Source organism: Kitasatospora sp. Ki12 (assembly GCF_054601375.1).
This window is the reverse complement of sequence record NZ_BAAIHT010000002.1, coordinates 799,709-823,149: the sequence shown is the minus strand read 5'-3', so window position 1 is coordinate 823,149 and position 23,441 is coordinate 799,709. Positions and strand designations below refer to the sequence as shown.

Here is a 23,441-nt window from a genome sequence, read left to right as displayed (position 1 = left end):
CCCGGGGCGGAGGGGCGGCGGTCAGTGCTCCGCCAGCAGATCCCGGGTCAGTCGGACCAGGTCCGGGATGGCCGGGTGGGTCGGGGTGCCGCGGTGCCAGGCCAGTAGCAGGGGCACCGGCGGGGCGTCGGTCAGCGGCCGGTAGGCGATCATCGGGTGCCGGTGCAGCCGGGGTGTCGCCGAGGTCGAGATGCCGACGGCCCGGCCCACCGCGATGGCGGTCAGCCATTCGTCCGTGTTGGTGACCTCGATCGTCGTCCTGGGCCGGGTGGCGGCCGGCCACAGGTCCAGGGTGGTGGTGCCGGCCACCGTGTTCAGGGCGATCGGCCAGGTCGCCAGGTCCGCGAGGGTGAGGGACGGCCGGTCGGCGAGGTCGCTGTCGGCGGGCACGACCGCCACCCGGTCCTCCTCCAGCAGCAGTTGCGTGGCCAGGCCGGGGTCGGTGATGTCGCCGCGCAGCAGGGCGACGTCGACCCGGCCCTGGGTGAGCCCCGCCGTACGGTCGTCGATGCGGCGCAGCTCCAGCGGCACGTCGGGGTGTTCCTGGTCCCAGCGGCGCAGCAGCGGGACGGTGTGGTCGCCGAGCGCGGCCCAGGGGTGGCCGAGGCGCAGCGGCAGGGCGGTCAGGGTGCGGGGGTCGAGGGCGGCGTCCACGGCGGCCAGTGCGGCGGTGGCCCGGTCGTGGAAGGTCCGGCCCGCCGCCGTGAGCTCCAGGTGGTGGGTGGAGCGGTCGATCAGGCGCACTCCGAGGTGGCTCTCCAGCTGGCGCAGCGTCCGGGAGAGCGCGGGCTGGCCGATGTGGAGCCGGGTGGCGGCGCGGGTGATCGTGCCCTCCTCGGCGATGGCGAGGAAGGCCCGCAGGTGGCGCAGCTCGATGGTCATGCCTGGGAAGCATAATCGCCGGACGATCGGCATTTCACGCGGCGCGAGGGGCTTCCTAGCGTGGGGGCATGACGAACACGAGTTCACGGCCGGCGAGCGCGCCGGCCCCCGGTCCGTCGGGACCAGGTACGCCGGCACCAGGTGCGCCGTCACCCCGTACACCGTCCCCCGGCCTCGGCCGCGTGGTCACGGCGGCCGGTGGCGCGGGCAGCCTGGGCGGGGTCGGGCTGGTGCTGGCGAGCACCCTCTCGGTGCAGTTCGGTTCCGCCGTCGCCGCCCTGCTCTTCCCGCTGGTCGGGGCGCTGGGCACGGTGATGCTGCGGGTGACCGTCACGGCCGTGCTGCTGCTGGCCGTCTGCCGTCCGCGGCTGCGCGGGCACAGCCGTACGGACTGGGCCGTCGTCGGCGGGTTCGGCCTCTCCCTCGGCGGCATGAACATCCTCTTCTACCAGGCGATCGACCGGATCCCGCTCGGCCCGGCGGTGACACTGGAGGTCCTCGGACCGCTCCTGCTCTCCGTCGTCACCGCACGCCGTGCGACGAGCCTCGTGTGGGCCGGGCTGGCGTTCGTCGGCGTCTTCCTGCTCGGGCAGGACGGCTTCGGGCGACTCGACCCGGTGGGCGCGGCCTTCGCGCTCGGCGCCGGCGCCATGTTCGCCGCGTACATCCTCCTCAACTCCCGGGCCGGCGCCCGCTTTCCACGGCTGGACGGGCTGGCGGTGGCGATGGCGGTGGCCGCGCTGGTGAGCCTGCCGCTGGGCATCGGCTCGGCGGGCGGCGCGCTGCTCGAACCGGGGGCACTGGGACTCGGACTGGCCGTGGCGCTGCTGTCCTCGGGGCTGCCCTACACCCTGGAACTGCTGGCGCTGCGCCGCCTGGCCGCCCCGACCTTCGCGGTCCTGATGAGCCTGGCGCCGGCGATCGGGGCGCTGGCGGGCTTCCTGGTCCTGGACCAGACGCTGTCGGCGCGGCAGTGCCTGGCGATCGTCTTCGTCGTGGCGGCCAGTGCGGGAGCGGTGCGGTCGGGCCTCTCCCGTCGCGCGCGGGGGTGAGCGGTCCGGGGAAGTCCGTGACAGTTCGGGCCGGGGTCAGGGCTTGGCCGAGCGGTCGTCCATCCTGGTCAGGGCGTCGCGGAGGGCCGCGCGGGTGGTGACGCCCAGCTTGGGGAAGGCGCGGTAGAGGTGGGTGCTGACCGTGCGGGGGGAGAGCTGGATCCGCTCGCCGATCTCCTTGTTCGTCAGGCCTGCGGCGGCCAGCTCGGCGACCCGGCGCTCCTGCCAGGTCAGTGGCACCGCGACGGGCTCCGGGGCGTGGGGCGCCTGGGCCCGGTCGGTGCCGGCCCAGGTGGCGTGGCTTCGTTCGGAGTGGGCCTGGCCCGCCCACCCGGTGTCGGCGGGCCACCCGGCCCGCTCCGGTCGTCCGGCCCTGTCCTCGCTCGCCTCGGCAGCCCCGGGCAGCCAGGACACGGCCGCGAGCGCACCGCCGCGCCGGGCCGCCGAGCGGGCCGCGGCTTCCAGAGCGGCGGCCACGTCCTCGTCGGGATCGATGACGGCTGCCGGGTGTGGGGTGCGCTGTTCCGGTACCTCCCGCAGTATGGGCGCCAACACCCGCTGGACGGTGGGTAGTTGGTCTGCTACGGCGGTCCGGACGGTGCTCGGGCGGAGCAGCGGCGGCCGCAGGGCGAGGCCACCGGCGGCCGGTTCGACGGTCGGCAGCCCGGCCACCCGACACCGCTCGGTCGGGGACGGGCCGTCGGTCGCCGAGACGGGCACCACAACCGGCACCCCGGCCAGCCCCCCGGCCGACGCGCCGTTGAGGACCTCCGTCCCCGGGCGCAGCGCGACGGCGACCCCGACGCGGGAGGCGGCCTGGACGGGCAGCTCCAGCAGGGCCAGCGGGTTGCCGCGGGCGTGGTCCAGCACGAGGGCGCGGAGCTGCCCGTCCAGTCCGGGGTGCTGCCGGTCCAGCAGGCGCGCGGCGTCCGCGTCGGCGAGCGCGCCGATCTGCGCCTCCGGCAGCGCCGCGGTGTCGAACCGCGAGGAGGTGCCGTCGCGGACGGCCACCAGGAGCTTGACCCCGGGGGTGCCGGCCAGTCGACGGCCGACGAAGCCGCAGATGTCGGCGCTGGCGTCGTCGAGCCACTGGCCGTCGTCGAGGACGAGCAGCAGTGGGCGCTCGGAGGCCGTCGAGGAGAGCAGGTTGAGTACGGCGATACCGAGGGCCATGACCGACGGTGGTGGGCCGCCCGTCCGGTCGAACGCGGAGTCGAACGTCTCGCGGGCGGTGGCGCCCAGTCGGCTGCCGCCTGGTTGTCCGGCGTCCGGGAGCAGTGGGTAGAGGAGCTGGTGGAGTCCGGCGTAGGGCAGTTCGGTCTCCGCCTCGACGCCGGTGGCGCGGACGACCAGGTGACCGTTGCGGGTCGCGAGCTGCGCCGCCAGGTCGAGCAGGGCGCTCTTGCCGATGCCCGCGTCGCCCCGGAGCACCAGGGCCCGTCCGTCGGTGGCGCGGACGAGCGCGGTCAGCCGCGCCCGTTCGCCGTGCCGACCGACCATCACCATGCCCGGTTCCAAGGCCGGATCCCTCCCCTGCCCCAGGCCGCGTGACCGCAGCCGTATTCAACTGGACGGTTAGTTGATTACACTGTGCCCTGACAGTCCTGTCAAGTAAACGGTTAGTTAGGAGCTGGGTGCATGGAGCGCGACGCCGAGGCCACCAGGCGGAGACTCGTCACGGCCGGCCGGGCCGAGTTCGCCGCGCACGGGCTGAACGGCGCCCGCGTCGACCGCATCGCCGCCGCCGCGCGCAGCAACAAGGCGCAGATCTACCACTACTTCGGGAACAAGGCCGGGCTGTTCGACGCGGTCTGGAACGAAGTGGTCGAACAGATCATCGTGTCCGTCCCGCTCGACGTGAACGACCTGCCCGGGTTCGCGGCCGCTCTCAGTGACCTCTACGCCGAGTACCCGGACCTGCCCCGGCTCATCACCTGGCAGCGGCTGGAGCACGGCGACGCGGTCAACGACCTCGGGGTCGCCAGCGTGCGCGACCGGAGCGCCGCCATCGCCGAGCTGCAGGCCAAGGGACTGGTCTCGACCCGCTTCGAGCCCCAGGTCCTGCTCGCGCTGCTCATCCACATCGCGATGCTGTGGGCTGTGGCCAACCCCGAGGTGCTGGTGGTGGTGGGCCTCGACGACCGGGCGCAGCGCCGCGAGGTGGTCCGCCGGGTGGTCGCCGCCCTGGTGGAGTGAGCCCGCGGCTCCGCCGGGCCGGGCTCACATGGCGGTGGGTGGCCGCCGGGTCCGCGCGTCAGGACGGCGCGAGGACGCAGAACTCGTGCCCCTCCGGATCCTCCAGGCAGGTCCACGGGACCTCGCCCTGGCCGAGGTCGAGATCGGTGGCGCCGAGGGCCCGCAGCCGGGCCACCTCCGTCGCCAGGTCGGCACCGGGCCTCGGCAGCAGGTCGAGGTGGACGCGGTCCGGCACGGTCTTCCCGTCGGGCCGGCGGAGGAACTCCAGGTACGGTCCGGTGCCCTCGGGGGAGCGGAACACCGCCTGCTCGTCGGTCAGTTGCTGCGGGGCCCAGTCGATCGCCGCGCCCCAGAACCGGGCCATCTCCCGCGGGTCCGCGCAGTCGACCACCACGGCGGCGATCGGCCCGGTGTCCCGGTAGACCTCCCGGGGCTCCAGCACGCAGAACTCGTTGCCCTCGGGATCGGCCAGGACCGTCCACGGCACCTCGCCCTGACCGATGTCGACGGGCGTCGCGCCGAGCGCCAGCAGGCGTGCCACCAACTCGGCCTGATGAGCGGTGGAGGTGGTGGCGAGGTCGAGGTGCACCCGGTTCTTCGTGGCCGTCTTGGCCCCCGGGACGGGGACGACGTCGATGCCGAGGCCGACCGGCTCCGGCCGGACGAGTCCGCCGCCGGGGCCGACGTAGGTGGCCACGCCCGGGCTGTACACGCTCCAGCCGAGCGCCTCCGCCCAGAAGCGGCCGACCGCCGGTCCGTCAAGAGCCTTGATGTTCACCATGACCGGTCGCAGTGCCATGCCGGCGATCCTACGCGCCCGCCCCACGCGTCGACCGGCGCCGTCTTTCGGCTGGTGGGGGCGCTGCCCGCCTGGCAGGCCCTGCCCGCCGCCGTGCGATCATGACCGGATGCCCGAGGAACCCGACCCGCTGTCCGACCTGCCGTCCGACCCGCTGCCCGTGTCGCCGACCGACTCGCCGACCGACCCGCTGCGCGGCCGGTGGCCGCTCGCGCCGTCCGCCGAGACCGACTGGCTGATGGAGCTGTGCCAGGACGGCACCCTCGGGTTCATGCCGCCCGCGCTGCCCGACGCCGTCTGGGTGCTCAACGCCATGTACGAGCACGAGCAGGGGCCGAGGGACGTCTCGTACGACGAGTACCACAAGGCCCTGTTGGCGGACGGGAGCAGGCAGCGCCGCATGCTCGTGGGCGTGGACATCGACGCCGTGGGTGTCGCCACGGGCGGTGACCTCGGCCGCGCCGAGCACCCGGGGCCGGGCTGGCGGCGGCTGCGCTGGGCGGAGCTCGCGGAGCGGACCGGCGATCCCGTCGTCCCGGAGGGCATGCTGCCCTGCTACCGCTGCCTCCCGTCCGTACGGAAGAACGGCAGCTGGCCGCTCGGCATCCGCCCGCCCACCGAGGGCAGCCTGGACCGGGAGACCTGGAACCGCCTGGTCACCGTCCTCACCGCCTACAGCCCGGGCGGCCCGGACACCCGCTGCTTCGCCTACTACAACCCGCTGATGCTGGACTACGACTTCGAGAACCTCCACGTGCGCGCGGGCCGGCTCGGCGACGCCGCACTGCTCTACGACACCGATGACGCCGACTTCAGCCCCTCCAACCTCTGGGCCGCCGACCGCTCCTGGGTCCTGTGCACCGACTACGACCTCTGGGGCACCAAGGTCGCCGGCCCTCCGGCCCTGATCGAGGCGCTGCTGGCCGACCCCGAGCTGGAGGCGCTGCGGCTGCCTTGGGCGACCTGACGTCCGCCTGGGCGTCCGGCCGGGCGTCCGGCCGACCGGCCTGACATCCGTCCGGCCGACCGGCACGTCCGGCGACCCCGGCTCGCCATCTGAGAAATCGGATGATCTCCATGACGGCGGCGAACTCCGATGGGATGCTGTGGCTTTGGCCCGATCATCGCACCGACCCGGGGAGCCACCCATGCCGCTGTTCGGCAACCGCAAGAACCTTCCGAAGCCACTGTGCGACGAGCACGGTCCGTGCAAGGCGCTGGCCGCGATCTCGATCTTCGAGGTCCGGGACCGGCTGCGGCTGCTGGTCACCACGACCCGCGCGCTGGGCCCCGACCCCATGGCCCGCCAGATCGACGAAGAACTGTCGGTCGTCCTGTGCGTGGACGGAGGGAAGCGGGGCGGGAAGACCGAGGCCCTGGCGATAGCCGAGCACGCCGCCGACCAGTGGAGCATCAGCCGGGCCGAGCTCTGGGAGAAGGCCTTCGCCAACCTGGCCACCGAGCAGCTCAACCGGAAGTCCTTCAACGCGACGAACGGCGACACCCTCTACGCCGTCAACGGGATGGGGGCGTGGCCCGGCGCCGCGCAGGCACTGCGGCTGGAGAACGCCCTGGGCGGGGCCGAGCTGCCGCACGGCGCCCTGGTCACCCTGCCGACGAACAACGCGTTCTGCGCGGCGCCGATCCGCACCGGCGCGTCACTGAACGCGATCCGCTTCATGATCGACCTGACGAAGCAGCTCCAGATCGGCGACCCGGCCCCGCTGACCGCGTCGATCTTCTGGTACCGGGACGGCTGGCTGGAGAACCTGTACGTCGGTGACAACGGCATGATGCGCCCGTCCGCCCGCTTCCGGGACATGATGAACGGTCTCCCCGCCGCCTGACCTCCGCGAAAACCGGTTTGACCGGCACCGCACCGACGCGCAGGCTGGCGCGGTGATACCGAACCTGGCCCCCGCCACCCTGAGCTGGGACGACGTCGACCCGGCCCGCCACCCCTTCGACCCCGCGTCGGTCGAGCAGGTGGTGCGCGCGCTCGGCCCGGCCCTGCGGGTGCCCGCCGGGTGCGACGCGTCCTCCGGCAACGCCGCGCGCCAGGACTGGAGCCGGAAGGTGGCCAGGCCCTGGGCCGACGCGATGTCACACGCCCTGGCTGGCCACTACGGCGACTGGGTCGTGGGCTGGCGCTGGGCGATCGGCGAGGGCGACTTCGACGGCGGGCCGATCGCCAACTGGTGCTGCCCGCCGCACTCGGTGACCACCCCGGAGGAGACACTCGGGCGGGTCGTCGCCGCGGTGTGCGAGTGGCGCGAGTGGCTGGAGGAGCTCGCCGAACGGTTCGAGGCGTACCCGCTGGACCCGGGCCCAGGCCGGGACTCGGACCCGGACCGGGACCCGGACAGCGTCGAGGAGCGGCGGATCCTCTGGGAGCTCGCCGCCCGGGGCCTCATCCTGCGGGTGGCGGACCGCAGCGGCGGCGAGAGCGGCTGGTACGGGCACTGCCACCAGGTGCTCGGCTGGTTCCTCGCCCGCTGGGGCATCGCGGCCGGCACCGCCGAGGAACTGGTCCAACAGGCGATCGGGGGGCGGTTCCACAGTTGGAGCAGCCCGGACACCGCCCTGGTGGGGGAGGTCGCGGAGCGGCTCGCGCAGTCACTGCGGCCCGCCCACCTGGCGGGCGAACGCGCTGCCCCGGCGCTGCCGGACCACCTGGAGCGCTGGCTCGCCGTCCGCGCGGACGTTGACTGGCCCACGCCCTCGGCGGAGGCCGGACACGGGCCGGTGACCCCGGTGCGTGACGGCGCCGCGGCGGACGTCCGCGCCTTCGACCGTCCCATCGGCGTCGCCCGCGCGGACGGCCTCCTCGCCGCCCTCGACCTGCTGCGCGCCGACGCCGCCCGCGGCGCCGCACTGGACTTCGAGCTGCTCCGCGGCTGGCAGCGGCACGTGCTGAACGCACCGGAGCCGCCGCCGTTCCGCACCCTGCCCGCCTTCGCCAAGCGTGGCCTGGAGCGCTACGGCATCGGGCCCGACACCCGTGCCCGGCTCGACGCCTGCCTCGCCGAGAGCGCGGCGGGGAGCCGGGCCGAGGGCGGGGCGGGGAGCGACGCCGAGGGCGCGGCGCCGCTCCCGTTGATCGCCCGCGCTGCGCGCGCCTACCTCGACGTCTGCTTCTTCCACCCCTTCGACGACGGCAACGCCCGCGCCGCCTTCCTCGCCCTGGTCTTCGTCCTCGCCCGTGAGGGCGTCGGCCTCGACGGGGTCAGTCTGCTGCGCCGGGTCACCTTCCAGGCCGACAGCCCGCAGGATCCGCTGATCCTGGCCCGGTACATCGACGTCCACCTCGCGGAGACCCGCTGCAACGCGGCCGCCGCCGCTTCGTAAGCGCTGGGGCCGCTGGAGCCGTCGCGCCGGTGTAGCGTCCGGCGTGAGAAGTCGGCCCGGCCGACTTCTCACGCGCAGACGTGCTCGGAGGAGACGTGCGCGGTCTCGCTGCCGTCCGAGAGCCGCACCGGCTCGGGGCCGGCGGTGCCGTCCGGGCGGCGGACCACGGCGTGCAGGACGCCCAGCGCGGCCCACGGGGTGCCGACGGCGTAGAGAGTGCGCGGGCCGGAGGGCCCGGCGAAGCGGGCGACGCGCCGAGCGGTGAGGCGCTGGTCACCGCAGGCGATGTCCTGGAGCTCCTCCTGGTCCGCGTAGAGGAAGCTCACCCACCGGCCGCCGTGCACGCTCGCGAGGTGGTAGGCGTGCACCGCGGGAGTGCCGTCGTCCGGGAGGGGGTTGCTGGAGCAGCTGGTCTCCCGGAAGTTCTGGTCCCCGAGCTCGAACTCCTTCCCGTGGCAGAGCCGTCCGTCGGGGACGGGCCAGAAGTACCAGATCGTGCCACCCTCGTCCTGGTAGTGGGCCCATTCCCTCCCCGGCGGGTTGTCCGTCGCGGTGGCGCGGATCCGTTCCAGTCCGGCCGCGACCTTCTCGGCGAGCGGCAGCCTGACCGCGGTCGTCGGGATCGCGGCGCCGGCCGACGGACCGGTGTGCGTCGAGCTGCTACAGGAGACCAGGGCGGCGAGGGCCGCCCCGACGGCCGTGGACATGATGGCGGCACGACGCCGCTGGGAGTCGCGCTTCACGCTTCCCCCCGTGTACGACTGCTTGGATCATACGGTCAACTCGCCTGTACGACGCCGATCTTGGGGAGGCGGTTGCGGGACGGTGCGGGCGGGTGGGCGCCGGTCGTAGTCTCGCGGGGAGGTTCGAAGGCAATCAGAAGAAACCATTCGTTCGGTTTTTGACGGCGTGACAGGTCGTCGAAAGAGGCCCCGCCCCTGGGGTGGCCGGGGATTGTGGTGACGGATCTTCAGATGAGGCTCGGCGGGTTGGGGAGAAGGGGGAGTGGTTGGGGGATTAACCGACATCGTCTTGTCGGTCGCGGGTGGGGCGTAGCTAAGATACGGGGTGTTTGGTTTTGTTTTCCGGGATCTCAGGGCGGGGTGGTTGCGGTGGTACGGCAGGAGCGGGCGATCCGGACGCGTCGGCTGATCCTGGAGGCGGCGGCGTCGGTCTTCGACGAGTTCGGTTACGAGGGTGCGACCATCGGCGAGGTCGTCTCCCGGGCCGGCGTGACGCGTGGTGCGGTGTATTTCCATTTCGCGTCGAAGCGGGACCTCGCGCAGGGCGTGGTCGAGGAGCAGTTCTCCCAGGACGGGGTTCCCGAACGGAGCTGCAAGCTCCAGGAGTTCGTGGACACCGGGATGGTGGTGGCGCATCTGATGCCGCGTGACCCGCTGTTGAGCGCGGGTGCCCGGCTCTCGCTCGGCCAGGACGTGTTCGACGACCTCGGCGGGGGTGCCATTCCCGGGTGGATCGGCCGGATGGAGGCCATGCTGCAGGTGGCCGGCGAACGCGGCGAGCTGCTGCCGCACGTCGTTCCGGCGGACACCGCCTGGCTGATCATCGCGGCGTGGACGGGCGTGCAGATCCAGTCCCAGAAGCTCTCCGGGCGGGCTGACCTGGAGCTTCGGGTGTCCGCGCTGTTCCAGCACCTGATGCCGAGCATCGCGGTGCCGGGGGTGCTCGGGTCGCTGCAGATGGGGCCGGAGCGCGGCGCCCAGGTGGTCGCCGAGATCGCGGCGGCCCGCACCGGCGAGGACGCCCCGGACGACGAGGGCGGCGAGGCCGGCGGCGTGCCGGAGGAGGCGCGGGCGGGGATCGGCGTGGGCTGACGGGACGTCAGCCGGCCTCCCGTCCGCGGGAGGCGGGGGAGGAGCGGCGCACGGGCGGCGGCGGGACCACGGGGGTCCGGGCGCCGCCTTTGGTTTGGCCGGTGATGGCTACTCAGAGTGTCAGTGATGCTTCGAAGGGTGATCCCTTCGCCCGCCCTCAAAAACAAACAGCACGTTCGGTTTTGTATTGACAAACCGCACGTCCTGTTTTTCACTGGAGACAGTTGCCCCCTGGGCTGTCGACCCGGGTGCCGGCCGCGGCCGAGGAGCTCGCGGCGTTCCGTGTTCCGTGTGATTGGGGTGGGTCATCGTGGAAATTCGGGTACTCGGGGCGCTGGACGTCCGGGTGTGCGGGGAGTCGGTGGTGCCGTCGGCGCCGAAACCGCGTCAGGTGCTGGGCCTGCTGGCGCTCCGGGCGGACCAGGTGGTCTCGGCGGGGGTGCTGGCCGACGAACTGTGGTCCGGCCGCCCACCGCGCAGCGCGCGCACCACCGTGCAGACCTACGTCCTCCAACTGCGCGACCTGATCGACCGGGCGCTCGCCCGGGTCGGTGCGGAGGCGGGGGTGTCCTGCGCCAAGGACGTCCTGGTCACCTCGCCCGGCGGCTACATGCTCAACAGCGGCGGCGGCCTGACGGACGTCCGGGAGTTCGAGCGGCTGGCCGGCATGGGCTACCGGGCGATCGACGGCGAGGACCACCCGCTGGCCGCCCGGATGCTCGGCGAGGCGCTCGCGCTCTGGCGCGGACCGGCCTTCGCGGACGTCCCGGTCGGCGGCCAACTCGCCGTCGAGGCCAAGCGGTTGGAGGAGACCCGGCTCTGCGCGCTGGACCAGCGGATCGACGTCGACCTGCGACTCGGGCGCCACCGGGTGCTGCTCGCCGAACTCACCGTCCTGGTCGACCGCTACCGCACCCACGAGAGCCTGCACGGCCAGTACATGATCGCCCTGCACCGCTCCGGGCGGCGAGGCGAGGCCCTGGAGGCCTACCAGCGCCTGCGGAACACCCTGGTAAGGGAGTTGGGCATGGAGCCGTCGGTCGGACTGCGCCGGTTGCAGCGCTCCATCCTGCTCGCCACTGCGGAGCGCCCGGCCGGCCCGGAGCGGGCGGAGCGGGAGCCCGCCGTTGCTGGGGCCGCCGTGGCCGCCGTGGCCGCGGTGTCGGAGGCCGCGACGGCCCGGCTCACCCGGGTCGGCTGAGGAGGGCGGGCGGAGGGCGGTCGAAGGGCCCGGCGTCCGCCAGGGGGTCCGCCGGGGGCCGCCGGAGTCTGGTCGGAACGTGCTTGCTGTCGTGAGGGGTTGTGGGACGGGTGGTCCAGGAGAGGTCGGAACGGACGCGCGGGCGGCTGGTGGAAGCGGGGGCGGGGCTGTTCGACCGCCACGGCTACACCGGCGCCACCCTCGGCGAGATCGCCGCGGCCGCCGGGGTGACGAAGGGGGCGCTGTACTTCCACTTCGCCTCCAAGGAGGAGCTGGCCAGAGCCGTCTTCGAGCAGGCCGAACGTTCGCTGCGGTCGGCCTGCGGCGACCAGCGGGCCGCCTCCTCGCCGCTGCAGGGGCTGATCGACGCCGGGTACTGGCTGGTCGAGGCCTTGGGGGCGGACCCGGTGGTCCGGGCGGCGTTCCGCCTCGGCCGCGAGGACGGCGGCTGGCGGGCGGGCCGGGAGGCGCCACCCCGGGAGGCCGGGCCCGCCGTCGGTGAGGCCAAGACGGTCGGGGCCGCCGTCGGTGAGGCCAATACGCTCGGGCCCGGGTCGGTCGGGCCCGGGGGCGTCGGACCCGGGTCGGTCGAGCCCGGAACGGCGGACCCCCAGGCGGTCTTCGCGGGCCTGCGCGGCTTCCACAGCGTCTGGGCCGGCGTCGTGCGGGACCTGCTGGCCGGGGCCCGGCGCGCCGGCGAACTGCGCGACCGCTCGGCCGGGCTCGGCCCGGAGGTCCTGGTCGTGACCGCCGCCTGCGGCCTGGAGGTGGTCTTCGCCGACGGCTGCCCGGCCGAGGAACGCGCCCGCCGGGTCGGCGCCCTCTGGGAATGGCTGCTGCCCTGCCTGGTCCCCCCCGGCACGGCCGGCTCCTACCGCACCAGGCCCCCGACGCCGCAGCCGGCGTGATCCGGGCGTGCCCGTCCGTACCGCGGCGCGATCCGCGCGGCCGCGACTCCGCGCGATCCGCCGAGCCGTACGGGCGGGCACCCCGGCTACCCGCTCGGGCTCGCAACCGCGGAGGTTGCCAGGATCCGCCACGAGCGGGAGCCCTGGTGGGTGACAGGCGAGGCGGTGCGGGCCCGCACTCCCGCGAAACGGCCTGACTGGGCGTCACTATGGGGATGAATGGGCGGATCAGGCATGGATTCGCCCGGTTCCCCCTGGAGGGCCTCCTCATGAGCTGTCGCACCCCCCGCCCCGCCGTCCTGGCGGCCCTGGCGCTCGTCCTTGCCCCGCTCTCCGGCTGCGGCGGCGTCGGCGCCGGCGCCGACGGGGCAGGCCCGGTGGCCGTCGCGCCCCCGCCGCCGGAGAAGGCGTTCGGGCAGGCCTGTGCCGCTCTTCCGGGTGAGGGCCCCGGAAGCCCTGACGGGATGGGCGGCATGCCCGTGCTGACCGCCGTCGACCAGACCAAGGACCTCTCCCAGCTGTCCGCGCTGGTCAAGACGGCCAAGGCGAAGGACATCTTCGACTCGATGGAGAACGTCACCGTCTTCGCCCCCAACGACGCGGCCTTCGCCAAGCTGCCCGAGGACCAGAAGAAGGCGCTGGCCACCCAGCAGGGCGCCGGCGACCTCGTCCGCAAGCTGATCGTCGTTCGTGATCTGCGAAAGGGCGACCTCGAGGACAAGCAGTACAACACCCTCCAGGGCGTCGTCATCAAGGCCACCGGCAGCGGCGAGGACTACCGCATCGGCGGCGCGCAGGTGCTCTGCGGCAGCATCAAGACCGCCAACGCGCGCCTGGCGATCCTGGACACGGTGCCGGCCTTCGGCTGACGGCCGCGCCGGTGGGCACGTCGAGGTGAGCGCGTCGAGGTAGAGCGCATCGACGTGAGCAGGTCGAGGTGGGCAGGTCCCTTCGGACCGACCCACCTCTTCCTGCGTTCGGCGCCGGCCGCGCTGCGCCGAACGGTTCCCGGGGATGGGCCGAAAGCGCGGATTCCGAGGCGAATACCCGATGACACGACGTCAGATGATCTTTCAGTGTGCCTCGCCTCGGCACGCTCTGATCGCGCACGCGTGCATTCGCGTGACAGTCGGGTTGTCCGCACATCTGCGCCCGTGGGTGCGCGGCCGCGAGAGGAGACGCCGGATGGCTCCGGTGAGGTCGTTGCTTGGCGGTCGGTTCTCGACGGCGATGCGCGGGGTGCTCGCGCTGCTCTGCCTCGCGCCCCAGGGCGGGCTCGCGCTCGCCGCGGCCCCGCCCGCCCACGCGCCGGAGGGGCTGCCCGGGACGCAGCGGGCGCAGGTGTCGTGCACGCCCTCCAGCGGCTTCACCAACTGCGCGCGGTTCACGTACAGCGGCGGCGACCAGACCTTCACCGTGCCGGCCGGCGTGAGCAGCGTCTACGCCCGGCTCTGGGGAGCGGGCGGCGGCGGCTCGCCGAGCACCTACTACACCGGCCAGTACGGCGGCGCCGGCGGCGGGTACACCACGGGCACCATCGCGGTGACGGCGGGTCAGAAACTGACCGTCACCTCCGGGCAGGGCGGCGTGATGAACAGCACCACCGCGGCGTACGGCGGCGGTGGAGCCGGCGGCCGGGGCGGGGCCGGCGGCGGTCAGGCCACGGGCGCCACCGGCGGCGGCATGAGCGCCGTGTGGAACGGGAACTACGGCACCACCGCGCTGCTGATCGCGGGCGGCGGCGGCGGTTCCTCGCCGGGCGCCGACGCCGGCACCCCCGCGGCGGGCGGCGGCGGTGGGACCAACGGCGGCCAGGACAGCCGCCCGGCCAGCTCCGGCCGCGGCGGAACCCAGACGGCCGGAGGCGCCGCCGCCACCCAGACCAGCTGCGGCAGCGCGACGGCGGGAAGCCGGTTCACCGGCGGCAGCGGCGCGCCCAACGCCGGCAACGAGGGCGGCGGTGGCGGTGGCGGCGGCTACTACGGTGGCGGTGGCGGTGCCTGCCAGGCGTCGAGCGCCAGTGAGCTGAACGGCATGGGTGGCGGCGGTTCGGGCTACACCGGGGGTGCCGGAGTGACCAGCGCGCAGACCACCGCGGGCGCCAACAGCAGCGCCAACGGCCAGGGCGGCCTGGCCGCGGGACGGAGCGACGCGCTCTACAGCCCGGGGATCGGCAACGGCGGCGGCACCACCAACGGCGGCAACGGCGAAGTCACCCTGGAGTGGGTCACCCAGACCGGACTGTCCATCAGGAAGACGGCCTCGCCTACCACGTACGTCCCGGGCCAGGCGCTCACCTACACCGTCGTGGTGAGCAACGCCGGCCCGGCACCCGCCGTCAACGCGGCCGTCCGGGACGCCCTGCCGTCCGCGCTGTCGGGCTTCACCTGGACCTGCTCGGCCGGTTCCGCCGCCAGCGGCTGCGGCGACGCGAGCGGCACCGGCAGCATCGACACGACGGCGACGGTCGCGGTGAACGGCACCGTGACGTACACGGTGACGGGCACGGTCCCGTCCTCCACCACGGGCACTCTGTCGAACACAGCGACGGTGACCCGGCCGAGCGCCACGGCCGACCCCAACTGCGGTCCGACCTGCTCCAGCACCGTCGACACCCCCGGCCGGGTCACCACCGGGCTGTCGGTGACGAAGACGCCCGACAAGAGCCCGTACATCCCGGGCCAGCCGCTCACGTACACCATCGTGGTGAAGAACGAGGGCCCCTCGGACGCCGTCGGCACCTCGGTCCGGGACACGCTGCCCGCCTCGATCCAGAACTTCACCTGGAGCTGCACGGCGACCGGCGGCAGCAGCTGCGGCGGCACCGCCTCCGGCACCGGCAACATCAACACGACGGTCGACGTCCTGGCGGGCGGCCAGGTCACCTACCGGCTCACCGGCACGGTGCCGGCGGACGCCAACGGCTCCCTGGACAACCGGGCCACCGTCACCCCGCCGGGCGGCGCCACCGACCCCAAGTGCTCGCCCGACTGCACCAGCGCCGCCAACCCGATCCCGCCGGGCCATCAGGCGAACCTGGTCGTCTCGAAGACCCTGCTGACCAGCCCCGTGGTGCCCGGCGGCCAGATCAAGTGGCAGGTGAAGGTCACCAACAGCGGCCCGTCCCGAGCCCGGAACGTCGTCGTCACGGACCGGATCCCGGCCGGGGTGACCGGGGCGAGCATGGTCAACGACCAGGACGCCGCCGCCTGCACGATCACCAACGGCGTCGCGACCTGCCCCGCCGTCGAGATCCCGGTGAACGGCACCGCCAGCTGGACCCTGACCGGCACGCTGTCCCCCGACGCGACCACCACGCCGACCAACACCGCGGTGGTCACGGGCGGCCCCGACCCGTCGGCGACCGCGCACACGGCCGTCGCTTCGCCGTCCTCGTCGCCGTCGCCGCAGGCGAGTCTGACGGTCTCGAAGACGCTGCTGACCAGCCCGGTGGTGCCGGGGCAGACGGTTCAGTGGCGGGTGAGCGTGACGAACAACGGGCCGTCGCGGGCGCGGAACGTGGTGGTGACGGACACCGTTCCGGCGGGCGTCACGGGTGCCTCGATGGTGGCTTCGGACGGGACGGCCTGTCCGATCAGTGGTGGTGTGGCGACCTGTCCGGCGGTGGAGATCCCGGCCGGTTCGTCGCTGACCTGGACGCTGACCGGCACGCTCGACCCGAACGTGACCACCACGCCGACGAACACCGCCGTGGTCACGGGCGGCCCCGACCCGTCGGCGACCGCGCACACGGCCGTCGCCTCGCCGTCCTCGTCGCCGACGCCGCAGGCCAAGCTGACCGTCTCCAAGACGCTGCTGACCAGCCCGGTGGTGCCCGGGCAGACGGTTCAGTGGCGGGTGAGCGTGACGAACAACGGGCCGTCGCGGGCGCGGAACGTGGTGGTGACGGACACTGTTCCGGCGGGCGTCACGGGTGCCTCGATGGTGGCTTCGGACGGGGCGAACTGTCCGATCAGTGGTGGTGTGGCGACGTGTCCGGCGGTGGAGATCCCGGCCGGTTCGTCACTGAGTTGGACGCTGACCGGCACGCTGTCCTCCGACGCGACCGGAACGCCGACGAACTCCGTGACGGTGACCGGCGGCCCCGACCCGTCCGCCTCCTCCCACACCGCCGTCGCCTCCCCGACCACGACCCCCACGCCGCAGGCCAACCTCACGGTGAGCAAGGTCCTGCTGACGAACCCCGTGGTCCCGGGGCAGCAGATCCAATGGCGGGTCAACGTCTTCAACGCCGGCCCGTCCCGAGCCCGCAACGTGGTCGTCACCGACACCGTCCCGGCGGGGGTGAACAACCCCGTCATGACGGCCCCGGACGGCACCGCCTGCCCGATCAGCGGCGGCACGGCGACCTGCCCGGCCGTCGAGATCCCGGCCGGCCAGGCGCTGAACTGGACGCTGACCGGCACGCTCGCCGCCGACGCGACCGTGACGCCGACGAACGCGGTCACGGTCACAGGCGGCCCGGACCCGTCCGCGTCCTCCCGCACCGCCGTGGCCTCGCCGACGGTGACGCCCACGCCGAAGGCGAGTCTGACGGTCTCGAAGGTGCTGGTGACGAACCCGGTGGTGCCGGGGCAGCAGATCCAGTGGCGGGTGAGTGTCACCAACAACGGTCCATCGCAGGCGCGGAACGTGGTGGTGACGGACCAGGTCCCGGCGGGGGTGTCGAATGCCTCGATGGCGGCGTCCGATGGGACGGTCTGTCCGATCAGCGGTGGCACGGCGACGTGTCCGGCGGTGGAGATCCCGGTCGGTCAGACGTTGACGTGGACGCTGACGGGCACGCTGTCGCAGGACGCCACGGTGACGCCGACGAACACGGCAGTGGTGACGGGCGGTCCGGACCCGACGGTGTCGACGCACACGGCGGTGGCCTCGCCGTCCAACTCGCCTTCGCCTCAAGCGAATCTCACCGTGTCGAAGGTGCTGGTGACGAACCCGGTGGTGCCGGGGCAGCAGATCCAGTGGCGGGTGAGCGTCACCAACAACGGTCCGTCGCGGGCACGCAACGTGGTCGTGAGTGACCAGGTGCCGGCGGGGGTGAACGACGCGGCGATGGCCGCCTCGGATGGGACGGTCTGTCCGATCAGCGGTGGTGTGGCGACGTGTCCGGCGGTGGAGATCCCGGTTGGGCAGACGCTGACATGGACGCTGTCTGGCACGCTCGCCGCCGATGCGACCGCAACGCCGTCGAACACGGTGACGGTCACTGGCGGGCCGGATCCGACGGCGTCGACCCACACGGCTGTCGCCTCGCCGACCAACTCGCCGTCGCCGCAGGCCAACCTGACCGTCTCCAAGTCGCTGCTGACCAGCCCGGTGGTGCCGGGTCAGCAGATTCAGTGGCGGGTGAGCGTCACCAACAATGGGCCTTCGCAGGCTCGGAACGTGGTGGTGACGGACCAGGTGCCGGCGGGGGTGAACGACGCGGCGATGGCCGCTTCGGACGGGACGGCCTGTCCGATCACTGGTGGTGTGGCGACGTGTCCGGCGGTGGAGATCCCGGTCGGCGAGACGCTGACGTGGACGCTGTCTGGCACGCTCGCTGCCGATGCGACCGTGACGCCGTCGAACACGGTGACGGTCACTGGCGGGCCGGATCCGACGGCGTCGACCCACACGGCTGTCGCCTCGCCGACCAACTCGCCGTCGCCGCAGGCCAACCTGACCGTCTCCAAGGTGCTGGTGACGAATCCGGTGGTGCCGGGTCAGCAGATTCAGTGGCGGGTGAGCGTCACCAACAACGGTCCGTCGCGGGCACGCAACGTGGTCGTCACGGACACCGTGCCGGCCGGGGTGAGTAACGCGACGATGGCGGCCTCCGACGGGACGGCCTGCCCGATCAATGGCGGTACAGCGACCTGCCCGGCGGTGGAGATTCCCGTCGGCAGCTCGGAGACGTGGACGCTGACCGGCACGCTGGACTCGAACGCGACCACCACGCCGACGAACAGCGTCATCGTGACAGGGGGGCCGGACCCGACCGCCTCCACCCACACCGCGGTCGCCTCTCCGAGCGGTTCCCCGACCTCGCAGGCAGCGCTCACCATCGCCAAGTCGCTGCTGACGAGCCCGGTGGTGCCGGGGCAGCAGATCCAGTGGCAGGTGAGCGTGACGAACAACGGTCCCTCGCGGGCGCGGAACGTCGTCGTGACGGACCAGGTCCCGGCGGGGGTGGACAACGCGACGATGGCGGCTTCGGATGGGACGGCCTGTCCGATCGGTGGTGGTGTGGCGACCTGCCCGGCGGTCGAGATCCCGGTCGGGCAGACCCTGACCTGGACGTTGACCGGCACGCTGGACGCGAATGCGACCTCCACGCCGACGAACACGGCAGTGGTCACCGGTGGGCCCGACCCGTCGGCGACCGCGCACACGGCCGTCGCCTCGCCGACCAACTCGCCGATGCCACAGGCGAACCTGACTGTCTCCAAGGTGCTGCTCACCGATCCGGTGATTCCTGGTCGGCAGGTCCAGTGGCAGGTGACCGTCACCAACAACGGCCCCTCGCGGGCGCGGAATGTGGTGGTGACGGATCAGGTGCCGGCCGGGGTGAACGACGCGACGATGGTGGCTTCGGACGGAATGACCTGTCCGATCAGCGGTGGTGTGGCGACGTGTCCGGCGGTGGAGATCCCGGCGGGCTCGTCCGCGACGTGGACGCTGTCCGGCACGCTCGCCGCTGATGCGACCGTGACACCGACGAACACGGTGACGGTCACCGGTGGTCCGGATCCGGCGGTGTCGACGCACACAGCTGTCGCTTCGCCGTCCAACTCGCCGTCGCCTCAAGCCATTCTGACGGTCAGTAAGGTTCTGCTGACCGACCCGGTCGTGCCGGGTCAGCGGATCCAGTGGCGGGTGGCGGTGACCAACAACGGCCCGTCGCAGGCCCGGAACGTCGTGGTCACGGACCGGATCCCGGACGGGGTCGGCGGTGCGAGCATGACGGCCGCCGACGGGAGCGTCTGCCCGATCGCGAACGGGACGGCGGTGTGCCCGGCCGTCGAGCTGGAGGTCGGGCAGACGGCCTCGTACACGCTGACCGGCACGCTGGCGCAGGACGCGACCGTGACGCCGACGAACACGGCGGTGGTGACCGGCGGGCCCGATCCGAGTGCGACCGCGCACACGGCGGTGGCCTCGCCGTCCAACTCCCCATCACCTCAGGCAAATCTGACGATCAGCAAGGTCCTGCTGACCGACCCCGTCGTCCCCGGGGAGAAGATCCAGTGGCGGGTGGCGGTGACCAACAACGGTCCGTCGCGCGCCCGGAACGTCGTGGTCACCGACCGGATCCCGGACGGGGTCTCCGACGCCGTCCTCCAGGCGGACGCCGACGCGACCCGTTGTCCGGTCGCGAACGGGACGGCGGTGTGCCCGGCGGTCGAGCTGGAGGTCGGGCAGACGGCCTCGTACACGCTGACCGGCACGCTGGCCCCGGACGCGACCGTCACCTCGACCAACACGGCGGTGGTGACGGGCGGGCCGGACCCGAGTGCGACCGCGCACACGGCGGTGGCCTCGCCCACCGGTGGGCCCACGCCGCAGGCGAACCTGAGCCTCTCCAAGACGCTGGTGACCAACCCGGTCGTGCCCGGGCAGCGGATCCAGTGGCGGGTCACGGTGACCAACCGGGGTCCCTCGCGGGCCCGGAACGTGGTCGTCACCGACGCCGTCCCGGCCATGGTCGACTCCCCGAGCATGACCTCGGACGCCGACGGATCGGCCTGCCCGATCACCGGCGGGACGGCGACGTGTCCGGCGGTGGAGATCCCGGCCGGCTCCGCGCTGAGCTGGACCCTCACCGGGACGCTCGACCCGGCGGCGACCAGCACCCCGGTCAACGTGGCCGTGGTGACCGGCGGGCCCGACCCGACGGCGACGGCCCACACCGCCACCGCGCAGGCCAGTGAGACGGTCGCGCCGCAGGCGAGCCTCACGGTCTCGAAGGCGCTGCTCACCGACCCGGTGGTGCCGGGTCAGCCGATCGCCTGGCGGATCAGCGTGACCAACAACGGGCCCAGCCAGGCCCGCAACGTCGTGGTCAGCGACCGGCTCCCGGACGGTGTCGTCGGGGCCTCGCTCTCGCCGGACGCGACGAACGCGGCCTGCCCGGTCACGGGCGGCGTGGCGATCTGCCCGCCGGTCGAGATCCCGGTCGGCCGGACCGCCGCGTACACGCTCTCCGGCACCCTGGCCCAGGACGCGACCGTCACCCCGACCAACACGGCCGTGGTGACCGGCGGCCCGGACCCGAGCACGACGGCCCACACGGCGGTCGCCAGCCCGACCGGCTCGCCGTCGCCGCAGGCGAGGCTGACGGTCTCCAAGGTGCTGGTGACGAACCCGGTGGTCCCCGGTGAGGTGGTCCGGTGGCGGGTGACGGTCGTCAACAACGGTCCGTCGCGGGCGAGGAACGTCGTGGTCACGGACCGGATCCCGGACGGGGTGTCCGGAGCCGTGATGGTCTCGGACGAGGACGGCACCACCTGCCCGATCGGCAGCGGCGTCGCCACCTGCCCGGCCATCGAGCTGGAGGTCGGGCAGACGGCCTCGTACACGCTGAGCGGCACGCTCGACGCCGACGCCACCGTCACGCCGGCGAACACGGCGGTGGTGACCGGCGGGCCCGATCCGAGCGCGACCGCGCACACGGCGGTGGCGTCGCCGTCCGGCCCGCCGTCGCCGCAGGCGAACCTGGTGGTCTCCAAGGTGCTGGTGACGAACCCGGTGGTGCCGGGGCAGCAGGTCCGGTGGCGGGTCACGGTGACCGACCACGGCCCGTCGCGGGCCCGGAACGTGGTCGTCACCGACCGGATCCCGGACGGGGTGTCGAACGCGTCGATGACGGCGCAGGACGGCACGGCGTGCGCGATCGCGAACGGGACGGCGACCTGCCCGGCCGTGGAGATCCCGGCCGGTGGCTCGGTGAGCTGGACGCTGAGCGGCACCCTGGACCCGAACGCGACGGTCACGCCGACCAACACGGTCACCGTCACGGGCGGGCCCGATCCGACGGCCTCGGCGCACACCGCCACGGCCTCGCCGAGCGGCAGCCCCGAGCCCCGGGCCGTCCTGTCCGTGGCGAAGGTGCTGGTGACCGACCCGGTGGTGCCGGGGAAGCAGGTCCAGTGGCGGGTGACGGTGACCAACAACGGACCCTCCCGGGCGCGGAACGTCGTCGTGACCGACAAGGTCCCGGACGGGGTGCTGAACGCGTCGATGACGGCGCAGGACGGCACGGCGTGCGCGTTCGCGGACGGGACGGCGACCTGCCCGGCCGTGGAGATCCCGGTCGGCGGCCTGCTGACCTGGACCCTGACCGGCACGCTCGAGCCGGGCGCCACCGGCACGCCGACCAACACCGTCCTCGTCACGGGCGGACCGGACCCGCTCACGCCCACGCACACGGCGGTGGCCAGTCCCACGGGCGGGCCGGTGCCGGCAGCGCGGTTGTCGGTCTCCAAGGCGCTGCTCACCGACCCGGTCGTGCCGGGGCAGCGGATCCAGTGGCGGGTCGCCGTCACCGACGAGGGGCCGTCCGTCGCCCGGGACGTGGTCGTGAGCGACCGGGTCCCGAGCGGGGTGCTGGACGCGTCGATGACGGCGGACGACGGCACGGCGTGCGCGATCGCGAACGGCACGGCGACCTGCCCGGCCGTCGAGATCGCCGTCGGTGCGACCCGTACCTGGACCCTCACCGGCACGCTGGCGCCGGACGCGACCGTGACGCCGGTCAACACCGTCACCGTGACGGGCGGACCGGACCCGGGCACCCCGACGCACACGGCGGTGGCCTCACCGTCGGCCTCGCCCACGGCACAGGCGCGGCTGAGCGTGGCGAAGGTCCTCGTCACCAGCCCGGTCGTGGCCGGGGCCCCGATCGAGTGGCGGGTGACCGTCACCAACGGCGGGCCCTCGGTGGCGCGGAACGTCGTGGTGACGGACCGGGTGCCGGTGGGCGTGCTCGGTGCCGCGATGACCGGGCCCGACGGCGCGGTCTGCCCGGTCTCGGGCGGTACGGCGACCTGCCCGGCGGTGGAGATCCCGGTCGGCACGACGCTGACCTGGACGCTGAAGGGCACGCTCGACCCGGGCGCGACCGTCACGCCGGGCAACACGGCCGTGGTGACCGGCGGGCCGGACCCGTCGGCGACCGCGCACACGGCGGTGGCTTCGCCCTCGGGCCCGCCCTCGTCGCAGGCGCGGCTGACCGTCGCCAAGGCACTGCTGACCTCCCCGGTCGTCGCCGGGCAGCAGATCCGGTGGCGGGTGACCGTCACCAACAGCGGGCCCTCGCTGGCGCGGAACGTGGCCGTGACGGACCGGGTGCCGGACGGCGTGAACGGTGCCTCGATGGCGGCCGACGCGGACGGCACGCCGTGCCCGATCGCGGACGGCACGGCGACCTGCCCGGCCGTCGACGTCCCGGTCGGTGCGACCGTGGCCTGGACGCTGACCGGCACGCTCGACCCGAACGCCACGGCCGTTCCGGTCAACACCGCGGTGGTGACCGGCGGACCGGACCCGGCGGCGACCGCCCACACGGCGGTGGCGAGCCCGACGGAACCGATCACCGTGCGGCACGACCTGCTCCTCACCAAGCAGGCGAGCCCGGCCGACCCGAAGGCCGGTGACACCGTCACGTACACCGTCACCGCGACCAACCGGGCCGCCGGCACGTACCTCGGCGCCGTCGTCACCGACGACCTGTCCGGGGTCCTGGACGGTGCGGTCTACGGTGCCGACACCCATGCCGGCAGCGGGCGGACGTCCTACTCCGCGCCGAGGCTGACCTGGACGGTCGACATCCGGCCCGGTGCGACGGAGACGCTGACGTACACCGTCATCGTGAAGCCGGGCGCCGGGGGCAAGACGCTCGTCAACCGCCTCACTGCCGACGGCTCCAACTGCTCCGACGGCGGCAGTGGGAACGGCGGCAGCGGAAACGGCGGCGGCGGTACGCGGCGGGCGGTGCGCGTGGCGGTCGGCAATTGCTCGACCACCACGACCGTCCGGGACACGCCCAGCCCCAACCCCAGCCCCAACCCCAGCCCCAGCCCGAGGCCCGAGCCGCCGCTGCCGCCCACCGGTAGCGGGAACCCGATGCCGGCCCTGCTGGTCACCGGGCTGCTCCTGGTGGTCGGTGCCGGCCTGATCGCGGCCCGCCGCTCGCGGCGCTGACCCGCGGACACC

The 23,441-nt window shown here is 73.6% G+C and carries 13 protein-coding genes and 2 pseudogenes; 10 read left to right on the top strand and 5 right to left on the bottom strand.

What is annotated here, in order from left to right:
• Positions 1-21: 21 nt before the first annotated feature.
• Complete coding sequence (locus tag ACYP53_RS21170) at positions 22-882, bottom strand: LysR family transcriptional regulator (protein ID WP_189914499.1); 861 nt, start codon at positions 880-882, stop codon at positions 22-24.
• Between the two features lie 68 nt (positions 883-950).
• On the opposite strand from ACYP53_RS21170, the gene ACYP53_RS21165 reads away from it, so the two are divergent.
• A complete protein-coding gene (locus tag ACYP53_RS21165) occupies positions 951-1,934 on the top strand; it encodes an EamA family transporter (RefSeq protein WP_459648521.1) in 984 nt (327 codons plus the stop codon).
• Positions 1,935-1,970: 36 nt separating this feature from the next.
• Here ACYP53_RS21165 and ACYP53_RS21160 read toward each other — a convergent pair.
• Both ACYP53_RS21160 and ACYP53_RS21155 read right to left on the bottom strand, forming a co-directional pair.
• Positions 1,971-2,171: pseudogene (locus tag ACYP53_RS21160) on the bottom strand (response regulator transcription factor); the annotation flags it as partial.
• A gap of 816 nt (positions 2,172-2,987) precedes the next feature.
• Positions 2,988-3,434: pseudogene (locus ACYP53_RS21155) on the bottom strand (AAA family ATPase); the annotation flags it as partial.
• Positions 3,435-3,572: 138 nt separating this feature from the next.
• Between ACYP53_RS21155 and ACYP53_RS21150 the strand changes: the two are divergent.
• Positions 3,573-4,130, top strand: coding sequence for a TetR family transcriptional regulator (locus tag ACYP53_RS21150; RefSeq protein WP_189914496.1), 558 nt, complete (start codon positions 3,573-3,575; stop codon positions 4,128-4,130).
• A 58-nt stretch (positions 4,131-4,188) separates the two neighbouring features.
• On the opposite strand, the gene ACYP53_RS21145 is transcribed toward ACYP53_RS21150, so the two are convergent.
• Entirely contained in the window at positions 4,189-4,929 is a 741-nt protein-coding gene (locus tag ACYP53_RS21145; protein ID WP_459648520.1) for a VOC family protein, read from the bottom strand.
• A 109-nt stretch (positions 4,930-5,038) separates the two neighbouring features.
• On the opposite strand from ACYP53_RS21145, the gene ACYP53_RS21140 reads away from it, so the two are divergent.
• The 3 genes from ACYP53_RS21140 to ACYP53_RS21130 all read left to right on the top strand — a co-directional run bounded on the left by ACYP53_RS21140 (position 5,039) and on the right by ACYP53_RS21130 (position 8,277).
• Positions 5,039-5,896 (top strand): hypothetical protein, encoded by an 858-nt coding sequence (locus ACYP53_RS21140; protein WP_459648519.1) that lies wholly within the window; start codon positions 5,039-5,041, stop codon positions 5,894-5,896.
• Positions 5,897-6,077: 181 nt separating this feature from the next.
• Positions 6,078-6,776: a hypothetical protein gene (locus ACYP53_RS21135; protein ID WP_189914492.1), complete on the top strand. Its 699-nt coding sequence runs from the start codon at positions 6,078-6,080 to the stop codon at positions 6,774-6,776.
• A gap of 52 nt (positions 6,777-6,828) precedes the next feature.
• The gene (locus ACYP53_RS21130; RefSeq protein WP_459648518.1) at positions 6,829-8,277 is read left to right on the top strand and encodes a Fic family protein; all 1,449 of its coding nucleotides are present in this window, start codon (positions 6,829-6,831) and stop codon (positions 8,275-8,277) included.
• A gap of 68 nt (positions 8,278-8,345) precedes the next feature.
• On the opposite strand, the gene ACYP53_RS21125 is transcribed toward ACYP53_RS21130, so the two are convergent.
• Positions 8,346-9,020, bottom strand: a complete 675-nt coding sequence (locus ACYP53_RS21125) for a hypothetical protein (protein ID WP_459648517.1) — start codon at positions 9,018-9,020, stop codon at positions 8,346-8,348.
• 369 nt (positions 9,021-9,389) lie between these two features.
• Between ACYP53_RS21125 and ACYP53_RS21120 the strand changes: the two genes are divergently transcribed.
• From ACYP53_RS21120 to ACYP53_RS21100, 5 genes are all read left to right on the top strand, one after another.
• Positions 9,390-10,112 (top strand): ScbR family autoregulator-binding transcription factor, encoded by a 723-nt coding sequence (locus tag ACYP53_RS21120; RefSeq protein ID WP_459648516.1) that lies wholly within the window; start codon positions 9,390-9,392, stop codon positions 10,110-10,112.
• Positions 10,113-10,422: 310 nt separating this feature from the next.
• Entirely contained in the window at positions 10,423-11,313 is an 891-nt protein-coding gene (locus ACYP53_RS21115) for an AfsR/SARP family transcriptional regulator (RefSeq protein ID WP_459648515.1), read from the top strand.
• Positions 11,314-11,423: 110 nt separating this feature from the next.
• Entirely contained in the window at positions 11,424-12,221 is a 798-nt protein-coding gene (locus ACYP53_RS21110) for a TetR family transcriptional regulator (RefSeq protein WP_459648514.1), read from the top strand.
• 269 nt (positions 12,222-12,490) lie between these two features.
• Positions 12,491-13,090, top strand: a complete 600-nt coding sequence (locus tag ACYP53_RS21105) for a fasciclin domain-containing protein (protein WP_459648513.1) — start codon at positions 12,491-12,493, stop codon at positions 13,088-13,090.
• A gap of 316 nt (positions 13,091-13,406) precedes the next feature.
• Positions 13,407-23,429, top strand: coding sequence for a DUF7927 domain-containing protein (locus tag ACYP53_RS21100; protein WP_459648512.1), 10,023 nt, complete (start codon positions 13,407-13,409; stop codon positions 23,427-23,429).
• The last annotated feature ends 12 nt before the right edge of the window (positions 23,430-23,441 follow it).